At 48.1% G+C, this 13,742-nt stretch carries 15 protein-coding genes; 11 read left to right on the top strand and 4 right to left on the bottom strand.

Features of this window, described 5'->3' with window-relative positions; genetic code table 11:
- Positions 1-68: 68 nt before the first annotated feature.
- The 3 genes from AACY98_RS10590 to AACY98_RS10580 all read left to right on the top strand — a co-directional run bounded on the left by AACY98_RS10590 (position 69) and on the right by AACY98_RS10580 (position 3,346).
- Positions 69-302 carry a hypothetical protein gene (locus AACY98_RS10590; protein WP_339804862.1) on the top strand — a complete coding sequence of 78 codons (234 nt, stop codon included), beginning with the start codon at positions 69-71 and terminating at the stop codon, positions 300-302.
- A 1,559-nt stretch (positions 303-1,861) separates the two neighbouring features.
- Entirely contained in the window at positions 1,862-2,206 is a 345-nt protein-coding gene (locus tag AACY98_RS10585; RefSeq protein WP_339804860.1) for a hypothetical protein, read from the top strand.
- A gap of 423 nt (positions 2,207-2,629) precedes the next feature.
- Positions 2,630-3,346: a hypothetical protein gene (locus AACY98_RS10580; RefSeq protein ID WP_339804858.1), complete on the top strand. Its 717-nt coding sequence runs from the start codon at positions 2,630-2,632 to the stop codon at positions 3,344-3,346.
- 802 nt (positions 3,347-4,148) lie between these two features.
- On the opposite strand, the gene AACY98_RS10575 is transcribed toward AACY98_RS10580, so the two are convergent.
- Positions 4,149-4,370: a hypothetical protein gene (locus AACY98_RS10575; protein WP_339804857.1), complete on the bottom strand. Its 222-nt coding sequence runs from the start codon at positions 4,368-4,370 to the stop codon at positions 4,149-4,151.
- A gap of 306 nt (positions 4,371-4,676) precedes the next feature.
- On the opposite strand from AACY98_RS10575, the gene AACY98_RS10570 reads away from it, so the two are divergent.
- On the top strand, positions 4,677-4,982 hold the full coding sequence (locus AACY98_RS10570) for a hypothetical protein (RefSeq protein WP_339804855.1): 306 nt from the start codon (positions 4,677-4,679) through the stop codon (positions 4,980-4,982).
- Positions 4,983-5,049: 67 nt separating this feature from the next.
- Here AACY98_RS10570 and AACY98_RS10565 read toward each other — a convergent pair whose 3' ends face one another.
- Positions 5,050-5,592: a hypothetical protein gene (locus tag AACY98_RS10565; protein WP_339804853.1), complete on the bottom strand. Its 543-nt coding sequence runs from the start codon at positions 5,590-5,592 to the stop codon at positions 5,050-5,052.
- Between the two features lie 87 nt (positions 5,593-5,679).
- Entirely contained in the window at positions 5,680-6,288 is a 609-nt protein-coding gene (locus AACY98_RS10560) for a pilin (protein ID WP_339804851.1), read from the bottom strand.
- A gap of 197 nt (positions 6,289-6,485) precedes the next feature.
- Here AACY98_RS10560 and AACY98_RS10555 point away from each other — a divergent pair, with 197 nt between their 5' ends.
- Positions 6,486-6,839, top strand: a complete 354-nt coding sequence (locus AACY98_RS10555) for a DUF6960 family protein (protein WP_339804849.1) — start codon at positions 6,486-6,488, stop codon at positions 6,837-6,839.
- A 167-nt stretch (positions 6,840-7,006) separates the two neighbouring features.
- Here AACY98_RS10555 and AACY98_RS10550 read toward each other — a convergent pair whose 3' ends face one another.
- Positions 7,007-7,375 carry a hypothetical protein gene (locus AACY98_RS10550; RefSeq protein WP_339804847.1) on the bottom strand — a complete coding sequence of 123 codons (369 nt, stop codon included), beginning with the start codon at positions 7,373-7,375 and terminating at the stop codon, positions 7,007-7,009.
- 88 nt (positions 7,376-7,463) lie between these two features.
- Between AACY98_RS10550 and AACY98_RS10545 the strand changes: the two genes are divergently transcribed.
- The 6 genes from AACY98_RS10545 to AACY98_RS10520 all read left to right on the top strand — a co-directional run bounded on the left by AACY98_RS10545 (position 7,464) and on the right by AACY98_RS10520 (position 13,692).
- Positions 7,464-7,937, top strand: a complete 474-nt coding sequence (locus AACY98_RS10545; RefSeq protein WP_339804846.1) for a hypothetical protein — start codon at positions 7,464-7,466, stop codon at positions 7,935-7,937.
- A 594-nt stretch (positions 7,938-8,531) separates the two neighbouring features.
- Positions 8,532-9,050: an Hcp family type VI secretion system effector gene (locus tag AACY98_RS10540; protein WP_126977702.1), complete on the top strand. Its 519-nt coding sequence runs from the start codon at positions 8,532-8,534 to the stop codon at positions 9,048-9,050.
- 325 nt (positions 9,051-9,375) lie between these two features.
- Positions 9,376-9,642, top strand: coding sequence for a PAAR domain-containing protein (locus AACY98_RS10535; protein WP_126979969.1), 267 nt, complete (start codon positions 9,376-9,378; stop codon positions 9,640-9,642).
- Between the two features lie 59 nt (positions 9,643-9,701).
- Positions 9,702-11,810: a type VI secretion system Vgr family protein gene (locus AACY98_RS10530; RefSeq protein WP_339804843.1), complete on the top strand. Its 2,109-nt coding sequence runs from the start codon at positions 9,702-9,704 to the stop codon at positions 11,808-11,810.
- The gene (locus tag AACY98_RS10525; RefSeq protein WP_339804841.1) at positions 11,807-12,886 is read left to right on the top strand and encodes a hypothetical protein; all 1,080 of its coding nucleotides are present in this window, start codon (positions 11,807-11,809) and stop codon (positions 12,884-12,886) included. The genes AACY98_RS10530 and AACY98_RS10525 overlap by 4 nt, the downstream gene beginning before the upstream one ends.
- Positions 12,883-13,692, top strand: a complete 810-nt coding sequence (locus AACY98_RS10520) for a hypothetical protein (protein ID WP_339804839.1) — start codon at positions 12,883-12,885, stop codon at positions 13,690-13,692. The genes AACY98_RS10525 and AACY98_RS10520 overlap by 4 nt, the downstream gene beginning before the upstream one ends.
- Positions 13,693-13,742 lie beyond the last annotated feature (50 nt).

Below are 13,742 nucleotides of genomic sequence, written 5' to 3'. Positions count from 1 at the left end.
ACGATCTTCCAAGCAGTGGCTTTTTTGTTGGGCTGGGGCGACCATAAAAGTATGGTAAATTAGCTGCCATGAAGACAATTTATTTCGCACGGGGTTTCACGCGTCATAAAAAAGGAAAAAAAGTACAACTGTGGGCAGCCCCGTCAATACAATGCAAAACAGCAGATGAGGCAATAGACAAGGCATTGATGATGTTTCAAGGACAGACATTTGTAGGCGTAGTTGCTGTTGCGCATGAATATGACGAATCAACAGAACAAACTGGTAACTTCAAGTTGCTGGTGCAATATGGAGACCTATAAGAAAGATTTGATACCTTTGTTCTATAGTTCCGGCTAGAGCACATATGCAAGCCACCACTGGGGTGGCTTTTTGTTACATAGGTTTTCAAAGTATTGGCTACATTATTGGCAAATGAAATTAATAATTTGCGGAACAGGAAAAGTATTATTTCTTTCGCAAGTAGAATAGTTTCTAGAGATCAATTGTTGGGTAATGTTTCCTTTGCCAAAAGGTTGGTCATATCTGACTATATATCGGCATAGAAAAGTTTGGGATGAACAATTTACTGCACTATCAATGTCCATTGACCAAGGATCTTCATTGTATTTACCCTGGACTAGCAGATAAAAGAAGGTCCAGTCCCCCGAGACTTCTCCTCTCCAATTTTCAATATTAGTGTTAAGAGGATTTTCTATATAGAAAGATAATTTCTCATTCTCGTGTATTTTTTGCCATCCATTCGAAACTCCAATTTGGCTTGTACATCCAGACAGCATGAGGGATATGAATAGAAATAGCAGTGTTTTTTTCATAATGCCCCCTAAATAACAGCCGATGATACGAAATGATAAAAACAAAACCCAGTAGCCCCAGGCTAAGCGATGAGTGCCCTGAATGATTGCAGCAACACTTTACAGTTCAGTACAAAATAATCCATGGATAAAGATAGCGAGGCTGCGGTATCTTAGGGGATATTTGGTTACACGTGTCACCAGATTAAATGGAAGCCACCCCAGCGGTGGCTTTTTTTGGGGTTATTGAGGGCAAACTACATTCAGTAACTGATCAAGTGTTTGGCATAAAGGCGTTGTTTCAGTGGTAGAAGTATGTGAATTACAATGGTCCCAAATAGAGGGGGAGATCGGTTTGCGGGTTGTGCAATCTATACTTTCTAACGGAGCCGCTTTCCAGACTAGCCCCTCTTGTGCAGGTGAATAGCTTAAGGTTACAGGAATATACCTTAGATTTGGGTTGTTGGGTACGACATAAACACCTGATGGAAGAGACAGATAAGTATCCATGCTAATTTGTGTTGTGCGAAGGTTTTCCGGTATTTCAATCAAAGTTTCCTGCTGAGCAGTAGCAGTCAAACTTATGATGAGAAACGAAATAAAACAAACTATATTATTTTTCATCTCTTTATTCTGTAGGAAGGTAGCAACCCCCACATGGCAGGCAATAGCCGAGCAGTGGGGCTTTTTGTTTTGGAGCGATGGGCCTACTTAAATCTCATCAAGCTCATGTCCATCTCCAGGGAAATGGTTTACCCCGGATTGGAAGCTTCCAGGACGTTCATGTGTATCCCCGAACGCTACATGATGAGTATCTGCATATGCTTGTCTTGCGGCTCTTCCAAATGCTACTGCCATTTGGTGGCTATGGACCTGATACCGATAATAGTAACGTGAATTTCCTCCACTTGGACCTTCGATAACCGCAGTGTAATAAGGCATCGTGATTCTCCTGTAAGGATTGCTGGAAAATTCATTCTAACTGAGTAGCCCAAAATGATACTGTGGGTATAAAAGATATATAGCACCACATAGCCAGCTCTGCGAGAGCTGTAAGGCGGAGAAACGTGGCGGCACATCTGGTGGCGCGCTATTCAACCGTACTTTCATCAGTCAGAGACAAGGCAATATCCTTTGCTGCGGTAGGTTTGTGTGATACGGTCTCTGATGGTGTTGGCATTTTTCTCGCCGGCGATATAGCCAATATCGCGAAGGCTTTTTTCCCAGGCAAAGTGGTTGGCCATCCACTCATGGCTCATATATTCATGGCGGCACATTCCCAGGTAGGCTATGGCAGCAAATCGGATGTTGATGTGGTTGTTGGGAAAATCAAGCTGTTCGATGAAAAGAGCGATTTCTGTTTCGGTGGCAGAAGTTGGTATGTTCTCCATGGCGTGCCCGTTTTGGAATAAGTAGTTTTATTATCATTTTGAAATGTGATAGAAATATGACAGTCCAAAAGAACCTGGCAGGCCAAGCGATCAGTACCCTGAATGGTTGTAGTCAAAGCGTAGGAGTAGAAACTTCTTCCTGTATATCAAATATGCCCAGACCCAGGCACGTGACACCAAAGAGGCAAACAAGCCGGTTGAAGCGGTTAGTCCGCTTTTTGGGGAGGTCTGGAAAGTAAGTACTTGATTTATATGGTGGGGTGCAAAAGACGGTAACTCCGCATTGATAGCCGGCATTTACGGCAGGCAATACAGGGGGCGATACGAGAAGCGTTTGAGGCAGTGAAAAGGGTAAGTTTCACAAAGACTTCATGGATTTTTCATTTTATTTTCACAGGCTGAATCGATACTTCACGCATTACAAACGTATAAGGTTGATTCAAAATGAAAAAAGCGATGATGTTAATTTTATGCTTCCTTAGCTTTCATGCTATGGCACAGTCAAAACCATTTGAGGCCGGAGAATATATTACAGAAGGTGGCTGGGGTGTTATGAACATAGGTCCATTTGAAAATGGGTATCAATCATTTGAAATTTTTGCAGTGGGTGGCAATGCTCATGTTTGCGAGCTTTCCGGGAAAATAGATAGACATGTTGGTGTGACAGAGGGGGGTGGCTGCGAAATCGTTTTTTATAGAAACGACAACGGTATTGAGGTTGTTGTTGATGATGAAATGTATGAAGCGTGTCGATCCAATTGTGGGAGTAGAGCAAGCTTTGACGGGCATTATTTAAAACCCTCGCAGGGGTGTGAGGGAGACGCAATGAAACAGACAGTGGATCGGTCTGATGAATTGGTAAGGCAGGGGGCATATGTTGAAGCAGAAAGCGTCTTAAGGGAGCTTTTAACTCATTGTCAGGTGACACTGGATCACTTTGACGATGGACGTTTGAGGAATGAGCTTGCAGAGATTCAGGCAAGACTCAATATGAAACAGGCATGTTTCGAAACCTTGCAGCCTTGGGCAGATCTTGCCAACGAAACGGATGAGGAGGTTTGTCGTAATCGGTATCAATCCCCAGCATCATGTGTTGAAGCGCTGCCTATTGTAAATAGCACACGAATAAACTTAAACAAGTGTGCGGCTTTACCTGAATAGAAATTTCTTTCGTTTAAGGTCTATGCAGATGTGTGGACTTTGCCTGTAATGTGTTACGCGTGGGTGTTGTGCCCGCGCGATGTTTTTCTAGCGATTGATTTTTGAATTTGTGTCCCATGTCCCACAAGTGAAAATTTTTTTGAGCAATGGTGTTGAGGGAGCATTTGTTGAGGTATATTTTTAACTTGAACGGGTCATTACCTGTTGGTCTATCTATGGGGCCAAATGTAGAGTCATTGCTCTATTTAATTTTCCTCTGTTTGAAGTAAATCAGGATGCCCCAAACAAGGAAAAATATGGCTGAAACAAAGATCAATGCGATGCCCAAGAAATATGCGAAGATGCCACCCAAGCAACTGATAGATCCTGTGCAGCCATTGTCATAAGTAATCAAATAGACACCCCAGATGGCTGGCAGCAATCCTGTTATCAGCGCAACGCATTGAAAATAGATTTTCGACGCTGAGCGCTTCCCTGTTGTTTGTTCTGATTTCAAGGATTATTACCCCGTAGCGTTGTTTTTACTAATTGATATATTGCCATTAAAGCAGCAACAAGAGAGCAACCCAAGCTCAAGTATAGGAGATACATCATTATTTGTAAGACTTGTATTCTTCTTTCACTGATTGTTGGTATCGCTAAATAAAACTCCCAAATTAGGATATATGCTCTGACCGGGATTTTAGTTATAGCCCTTTAAAAAAATCGGTAAATTCTCCTGATGGCGACAGATACACGCTGAAATGATCACCTGTTAAATACAGATTATTACCATCAACAGGTTTCCCGTTGAAGTGAACAATCAGGCCGTTTTCTTTTTGGATGGATAATAACAAATATCTACCCTTCCACCAAACAATTCAGGTGGATTACATCTTTGATTAGTTGTATGGCTTTTTTCCGTATCGATGGTTTGTGTTTCTGTTATAGTCGTTTGCACTTGTGTAGCTACTGGCTGCTCTTGAGCATATACAGGTGTTGACAATAAGAGCGCTGTAGAAATTAGGACGAATGAGTTTTTCATATCTTTCCTTTTAAAAATAATTTCTAACCGCTTATAGCAAGTAAAGTATGATTGAAACGGTTAATGTCAATTTGGACTTTATCTATTCTATGCTCAACTTGATCAGTGTACGTGTTATCTCTTTCATATCTTGCCGGATGAAAATCTGGCGGGTAGATTGATTGGCTCTTTAAAAACAACGTAGTTTTTGAAGGAGCTTATTGTGATGCGTACACTTTGCGAAATGGTGTCAAGTAGCAGATAATGAAACCTCAGTTAGAGAAGAAAGCCAGACATATTGATTGAACAGGAATCGGAGGTTGGGTAATGAAAAAATTGCATGCTGTACTTTGTTTTGCTGTATTAACAGGTTGGGGTGCTCAAGCTGCATTGGCAGCGCCTGAAAATGAACAAGGTGAAATAAAGAAAGCGGTGATAGAAAGATGTCTGGAAAATGAGAGCAACACGGCGCAGCAGTGTCAGTGTTTTGCTCAATCGCTGTTTGAAAAATTTTCTGTGGATCAGCTCAAGCAGGCTAACTCCCGTGCTGCAACTGCCGCCCAGCGGGAGGCGTTGATAAATTGGACAGAATCAAAACCGTGCGGGGTTGACTATCCTTTGCGTGACGATTAGTTGATAGTCCCCGAAGGGGCCGCATAGAACAGCGAAAGTCCTTGTAAAAGGGCTTTTGTCTTGGGTGTTATTGTTCTCTGATTCTGGCGCAGGCTTTGTCATCGTCCACAAAGAGGATGCGATATGAGAGCATGCCATGGCTGAGAAAATCTCGCACTTCTATTTTATATATTCCGTCATTTCTTAACTGCTCATTAGATTGGGAGTTCCATTCGTAGTAATACGGCCTTGGGTCCCTTGAAGCATGTTCTATCACGGTTGCCTGCCCGTAACGGGCGCTGAGTATTTGCAGGTTTTCTTCCAGTATTTTAGTGTTGGCACGGATGTCATTGCTGAAAGAAACCAATTGGCGGGTTTCTTTTGAATACACCCACCCCATTGATGTGTCTGTCAGTGCTTGAATAGCATAAAAATAGTTGGTGCATCTGGGGGTGACGTGATCTCTGGTCATCACTGTGACGCCTTCCCGCGCTTTGACTTGGTCTTCTGTCAATTGATAGTAGCTGGGATCCGTTTCAAATACGGTAGGAATATCGGACTTTTTAGCACAGCCATTTGTCAATCCTGCCAAAACAACCAATGAGAGGGCTAGTGTGAAAAGAGGCTTCATTTTTTCCTTAGTTGTTATCAGGTAAGCGACGGTTTATAAAACCTCGAAAGAAGGCTTTGCTTTGGGATATGTGCTCTGACCAGAGCATTACCGGCACTCAGGCGGGATGTCATGAGGCGGGACCTTCCCAGTGGGTTCAGAGCAGACCCAGTATATGCGTCCTTCAATTTTTTGACCACTTAAAGGCGTTTCGTCAACCATGGGTGTTAAGAGGAGAACAATATTGTCTGCTCTTTTGGTTCCCACAATGGTGATCACGCCGGTTGTCTTGGCAATTTCGATGCTTGCTGTATTAGTTGTAGGTTTAATTGGCACCCATCCGAAGTCATATGGACGGTTATTAACCGCATTATCAATAACCAGATTTTTTGCAGAGCCTGCCAGAACAAGGCCTTCACCGATTCTGGTCCGTACCGTGTAGTCGCTATACATAGGCAAACAGAGAATAAGGAAGCCCACAGCAAGAATGCCAAAAAAGAATGTCAGCCATATGGCTACGCTTTTTGCGAATCCTTTGAAAGAGAAGCCTTTTGTTGAAGCGTTTTGTATGCCGTTGTTTAAATTTTCATTTTCAGGTGTTTTGTTCATTGTTGCGTCCTGATCATTTAAGCTGATAAATAGATTGTATAGTTTTTGATTTATCAGGTCGGCATAATGATCAGTGTACAAACGCTTCTTTTGTGTCATCGCCGGCATATCAGACGGTCGTTCTGGAAGATAGGGGTATATGCTGAAGCTACAACTTCACAGCAGCGCCAAATAGAGTTGAAAACGAAACTGCTTTAGAACTTGTTTGAAAGCGGTATGACTGCATTGCTGCAGCAAAATGTGCGAGATGTGAAGCGCCGGTATGATGAAGATGATTTGGATTATTTCATTCAGCGCAATACATTGTGAGTGAGTTTAGTAAAAACGTTTTTGGCACCTGTGTTTGGAGCCCTGCGCAGGGCTTGGAGCTGGTTCATTCTGAAAGCCAGGCAACGTTTTCTCAGTTTCCAGTGCAGATTTTTCAATGTATCCATGCAGATGCAGAATGGCTGGCGCTCCAGTATGGAGACGATGTTTACAAAGTTAAACCTCAAATATTTAAAGCAGTACCTGCTCCCAAATTTGTATTGGGAGAAAAGGTCTTTGTTCAGAGGAAACAGCAAGCAGGAAATGTCGTTTTTATGGGTTGGCACTTTAAACACAAGTACCCCATTTTTTTAATTGCTTTTGATGAAAAAATCATCTCGTATATATATTGAGAGTGAATTGAACCATTTCATCGAACGGTGATTGAGAAGATTTATTTTGTTTGATCGCAGGTATCTCAGATAGCGACACGTTAAGTCATACTGTGGGGGCAAAGGAGAGAAATGGGGAGGTGAAAATAAACCCGTAACAGGTTTGCTGTACGGGTTTACTCGTTTAGTTACTGGGTAACAGGAGCATATCTAATTAGTGAGTGATGGTGTGTGTAATGAGTTTGTGTATGGTAAGTATCAAACTGACAATACAATGCCCTTCCTGTCGCCCCCCAACTGTCTTTTACAAGGGCATCTACGGTTGTATAAATCATAATGTCACCATTTTTTTGGGTCTGATATTCGGCAAGCAGATCACATATCTGCTTAGGGGTTCCTACTGCTTCTCCCAAGGCTTGGTAAGCGGATATTCCACGGAAATCAGCCGTATAGATATTGTCACGGTCAATGTTTTGCGCATGGGCCACCAGTGCAGTTGAAGCGACAACACCTGCGGCCACAGCAGCAGCCAGTTTCTTAAGTTTCAATTTCATCATAGATCCTCTCATTGTTGATTGGTGAGGATAAATGGTAAGTTGGTAAATACCGCTAATGTGAACGTCCAAAAAAGCAGTTTTTGTTCACATGACACATTGTTTGGCTGCGATCATAAAACCTCAACAACTTATTGGAGGTTATGTGGAAATGAAAGCAGGAATGAAAAAATTAGGCGTGGCACTCATGCTTGGACTGGGGCTCGTCACAGTTTCATCGGCGCAGCAGCCCGAGGTGGGTGCCTGGATTCAGGATTACTCTTTTGATAGTCCCGCAGATACAGAGGTTGGCATATCATTAGATCATATGTGTACCCTCATTGTGCAAAAAGCTAATGATAAATTGTCAGGTGCGTGGAGTTATATTTATGATAATGAATATAAGCTGAGTGCTACAAAGCCAGCCAGATCAAGCTTTCTATCTTGTTTTGTCCACACCAGTGATACTGGAAGGACAACAAATGTGGGTAAGACAATTACATGCAAAAAATTAGTAAGCGGAACAAACCCAGGCTGGATTATTCCAGGCATAAGCACGGGGTGCTACGCCAAACCAAACGAATGATTATGTTGCTGTAGATGCACGTAGGCCTTGCTGCATCTATGTTTATCCAATCAAACAACAGCCGTCTACGATGAGTAGGCGGCTTTTTTATTGGGTACAAAGAAAAAGCATGAAAATAATGGGCGGGGCTACAGATGGTTGAACAAGCAATTATCTTGCAACCAAATACTATGGAAAAACGTGCAGGCTGGTTAAAAAGTTCGATGCGATGATCAGAAAGTAAAGAAGAGCTTGACAGGGTGAAATCACATCAAAAGTGAGAAATAATTCCATTTCAAGAATTGGCGGGTCATTTTTGACCCGGCATGATTATTCTTTGAAATCAAATAGTTAGTAAAAATCGGGTCAAAAGTGGCCCAGTATGATTTTTCTTTTAAAACAACAGCTTAGCAAAAATCGGGTCAATAATGACCCGTTTTGGCTTGTGGATAAGTCGAGATTCTGTGGATAACTCATTTTGCTATTGTTTGAAATGATAATTTTTTCAATGAAATCAATTTATTATGGATGATGGTCTATAGGTGGCACGCGAATTGCAGTAGGGTAAAGGCTTCTGCAACAGTGCAGACAATTAACTCAATAAGGAGCATATCAATGCCAACCCCAGCGTATATTTCGATCGAAGGCAAAACCCAGGGCAACATCACCCAGGGTGCATTCACAGCAGATTCCGTCGGTAACGTCTACGTCGAAGGCCACGAAGACGAAATCCTGGTGCAGGAAATCAGCCACCGTGTCACGACCCCGACCGATCCGCAAAGCGGCCAGCCTTCAGGCCAGCGCGTGCACAAACCGTTTGTCTTCACCTGTGCCCTGAACAAAGGCGTACCGCTGCTGTACCAGGCACTGACCACCGGTGAAATGCTGCCTACCGTGGAAGTCCGCTGGTACCGTACATCTGTAGATGGCAAACAGGAACACTTCTTCTCCACCAAGTTGGAAGATGCGACAGTGGTGGACATTGACACCGTACTGCCGCATGCGCAGAACGCAGACAACGCCAACTACACCCAGTTGGTCCGCGTGTCACTGGCTTACCGCAAGATCATCTGGAGCCATGAAGTCGCCGGTACAGAAGCTTCTGACGACTGGAGAGCGCCGATCGAAGGTTAATCGGACATGTGCGCACGCATGCATATAAGGTGCGGCGCACACTCTTCCGTCTAAAGCCGGAGCATGGTTATTCCTGCTCTGGCTTGATGTGTCTTTAAAAACAGCGTTCAAGTTGGACGGCTCTATATGACCAGGCAGGTGCCCGGCAGCACGTCATAGAGCAAACGCCGTTCAATATACTCAGGCAGAAATACCGTAAGGTTTCACAGAAACTTCACACATTATTCACACAGCTACCCATAATGAAAACATACATAAAAACACAATCAGCTGTCTGTAGCCCAAAACAACAATCCAGCAGCATTTGCATTTGGAGGACTCACCCATGGCAAGCCGCCCCGTCGTATTAGTAGGTCATGCACACATGTGCCCGATCCATGGCCCTGGGGTCGTGGTGACCGGCTCGCCCACCAGCATACTTAACGGCCGTCCGGTGGCCCGTGTTGGCGATCTTGTCAGTTGTGGGGCCACCATCATTACCGGCTCGGCCATTGCCAGCCTGGACGACGGGCATCCGATCGCGCGGCTGGGCGATGTCACCAGCCACGGCGGCACCCTGATTGAAGGCGAGAGCGACTGGCTGCTCGATTAAACCACTGCACACCACCGTATCAACATCTATAACATCAACATATCAGTACAGGAATCATTATGGCGCAGACAGACCTCCGATTTAGCTTTGAACCCGCACACAACGCCAGCGCCCAGGCAGGCACAGAAATCAACTTTGACGTGGTTGAATTCAAACTGACAGAGGCCCTCAATGAACCCTTTGTGCTGGAAGTTGAACTCTTAAGCGCAGACGCCGACATCGACTTTGCCAAACTGCTGGACCAGGGCGCGCTACTCACCATCTGGCAGGGCGCGACCGCTGTGCGCCGTGTCCATGGCGTCGTCAGCCATTTCAGCCAGGGCAACAGCGGCTTTCGCCGAACCCGTTACCACGCGGTTATCGAGCCCATGCTCTCGCGCACGCAACTGTTTTCCGACTGGAGAATCTTCCAGCAAAAGCCCGTGCCCGAAATACTGACGCAAGTATTTAATGCTGACCACGTTACCAATTTTGAACTCCAGCAGCAGCAAACCCATCTTGCCCGCGAATACTGCGTGCAGGCCGACGAAACCGACTTCCAGTACATCCAGCGACTGGTTGCCGAAGAAGGCTTTGTCTACCGCTTTGCCCACAGCGAGCAGGGCCACCAGATGATTCTTACCGACGTCATCCAGACCCTGGGGGCGCTCGAAGGCAGCGACGGCGCAGACGGCACCGTCCTGTACCAGCCCACCCCGGCAGGTGACCAGCCCCAGCCTGCGCTGCACACCTTCTCCTACCACGAGCAGGTGCGCACCGCACGCCAGACCCAGCGCGACTACACCTTCAAAAACCCGCGCTACAACCAGCACCAGGCCAGCATCGGGCGCGATATGCCGGCCCAGTCCAGCGAATACGAACGCTACGACTACCCCGGGCGCTACAAGCAGGATGCCGCAGGCAGCCCCTTCACCCAGACCCGGCTGGCCGCCTTACGGCGCGACGCCAAACTTGCCATCGCCACCGGGGACGATGCCCGCATTGAGCCCGGTGTCGCCTTTGAACTCACCGGCCACCCGCGCCAAAACCTCAACACCGTGTGGCGCCCTGTCAAAGTTGAGCACTGGGGCAAACAACACACCAGCGCCGAAGAAGAAGCCGCAGGCGCGCAAGTCAGCACCAGCTATACACAAACCGCCGAACTCGTGCCCGCCGCTGCCGACTGGAAAGCCCCCCTGCCAGCCAAACCGCACCTGCATGGCCCCGAAATCGCGCACGTGGTCGGCCCGCAGGGTGAAGAAATCTACTGCGACGAATGGGGCCGCGTTAAAGTCCAGTTCCCATGGGACCGCATTGGCCAAAACAACGAACACAGCACCTGCTGGATCCGTGTTGCGCAGGCCTGGGGCATTGGCGGGGGTGACGGCCAGCAATCCATTCCCCGTATCGGGCAGGAAGTCATAGTCGATTTCCTCGATGGCGACCCCGACCAGCCCATCATCACCGGGCGCACCAACGACGCGTTAAACCCCACCCCCTACGAGCTGCCCAAACACAAAACCCGCAGCACCTGGCGCAGCCACACCCACAAGGGCGAAGGCTTTAACGAAATCCGCTTTGAAGACGAAAACCAGCAGGAAGAAATCTACGTCCACGCCCAGAAAGACCAGAACATCGAAGTCCTCAACAACGAAACCACCTGGATCGGCAACGACCGCAGTGAACACGTTGAGCACAACGAAAAAATCTTCATCGGCAACGACAGAAGCGAGCAGGTCATCAACGACGAGGCCGTCGAAATCGGGCATGACCGCAAGCACCACGTCATCAATGACGAATTCCTCAACATCGACCAGAACCAGACCATCGAAATCGGTAACAATCGGGTAGAAACCATCCGCAACCACCGTAAGGACGACATTGCCGCCAACCACTGGGAAAAAGTCGGTGGCCATATCGAAATACAGGTCGAAGGGCACCACCAGATCGAGGCCGGGCAGCAAATCATCCGCAAAACCCAGGTCTACGAGCTGGGCGTGCAAACCCAGATCGTGCTCAAGGCACCGGGCGGCAAAATCACGCTCGATGCATCGGGCATCACGCTTGAAGGCAACATCAACATCAAGGGCCCGATGAACCAGGTCGGCTCAGGCGGTGGCGAAGGCATCTCCATCAGCGGCTCGCCGCTGGCAACACCATTTGGCGAGTGCTCGGAGAAAAGCCGATGAGCGGCACCCAGCCCTATATTGACCTGATCCGCTCGCAGCGCAACATCAGCCAGCCGCTGTACCTGCTGGTAGACCCGCTGGAAACGGTAGACGAAGATGAGGCTTACAGCCTGGAATCGCTGGAAAACACCCTGGGCAAGGCACGCATTGAAATTGTGCCGCGTGCCGACCTCATACACACCCCGGCCGACTGCCCGCACCTGGTGTTGCTGGCACAGGCCGGAGAACCGGCGCGTACAGGAGCTGACTCCATCCTCAATGCCACCATCGAATACGCCCGCCACGAACATCCGGCCGAGCGGCGCTACATCTGCGGTTGGCTGCAAAGCAGCCTGGACCTCGGGCCGCTTGCCGAAGTACTGGCGCAGCGCATGACATTCGCCTCAAATACAGCTACCATTGCGGTTGTGAATGCAGCAGACCCAAGCCGCGCCAACACGCGCATCTACCCCGTGTACGAGCCGTTGCGCCAGGAACTTATTGCCTATGAATGCCACGAAACCCATCCGGACATTCATGCCCAATGGCTGGGTGAAATATCGCAGTGGATCATTCCGGCCAGCAACCAGGGGTTCCTGTGCTTTAAGGCCGAATCAGCAGGTGCGGCAGACACCGCAAACGTAGCAGATGCCGCAAATGCAACAGATGCAACAGATGCAGCAAATACAGCAGACAGCCCCGTTGCCCTGCCGCAAAATGCCGTCAATGCGCAAATTGATGCACCGCTGGTAGCCAACGTGCTGCGCATGTGGCAGCAGCTTGCCACCCGGCCCATCAGCGCGCAGCGGCAGCAGCAAATGCCCTTGCTGCGGCGCGGCCCGTTCGAGCTGCCTCAGGGCGCTGCCTACATGGCGCTACAGCAGTTACACGCGGCACACCGGCGCGGCCTCACCAATATGCGCGACCAGATGATGTTTGCCATCATGCGGCTCACCATGCACCCGCGCATAGAGCAACACGCTGTCATACAGGCCTGCATCGACCGCGCCATCAGGGGCGAAGACACGCTGGCTGCACAAATAGGCGCTATTTCGCATGTGCAAATGATGCGTATCCTGCAGGAGCTGAACGCATGACCTTCACGGCCCGCTCTATCCATCATATTCGTTTCATCAGCTCTATCCGCCCTGTGGGTTACGCTAAAACCATTGCTATTGTCATTGCCGCGTTATGCTGCGCGGTATGGCTGGGCGGGTGCAAAGACTCCACCCCAACCACTGGCGAAGCCGCCGCACCGCAGGCCGAAGCCACAGCTCCGGCTACGCCGGAAAATCCGCTGCTGGCCATGGCTCAGCTGGAACCGGGTGCAGACGGACAGCCGCCGCGGCTGACGCTGTACGGGCTGACGCTGGATGCGCCGCTGCCCGATTACCCGGCATGCACCGACGATATGCTCTGGCAGCGCGACGCGCCAGGCCCGTGTTTTCTCCCGAACAATAAAAATGACGGGGGTGAGCGGCGGCCTGCGTTTGAACTGGTTGATGAACTGGGCGGGGTGATTTACCCAACAAAGATGATGGATACCGGGTACCCGTATTCGGTAACGATCGGGTTTGATGTGCAGGGCGTGCAGTATATGCGGGTGTTTACAGATGGTGGTATTTCCACGCAACATCAGTATGTTGAAGTTCTTAACAAGCTGTTAGGCGAACCAATACTGATACATATAAAAGAAGGCGGAAACAGTGACCGTGGAGCTAATGCACCTGTAGGGGTCTCTAGGATGATGTGGGTTAGCAGTGAAAATGGGGCAGTAGTTGTTATTTGGGAAACGGATTATGCATGGGCAAGGTATGTTGGGCAAAGTGAGGCGATGAAGAGAGGATATCTTGAGTTTGGGCTGAAACGTATATTGCGAAACGGACAGTTACCGGACTGGTGAGATCGTGAGTACGCGGGGCGCATACGGGGCAGCAAGTTAAAGACGATATT

Origin of the sequence: Saezia sanguinis, assembly GCF_963921665.1 — a bacterium.
Classification (GTDB): Bacteria; Pseudomonadota; Gammaproteobacteria; order Burkholderiales; family Burkholderiaceae_C; genus Saezia; species Saezia sanguinis.
Note: the sequence above shows the minus strand (reverse complement) of the source record. Positions and strands in the feature narration are given on the sequence as shown.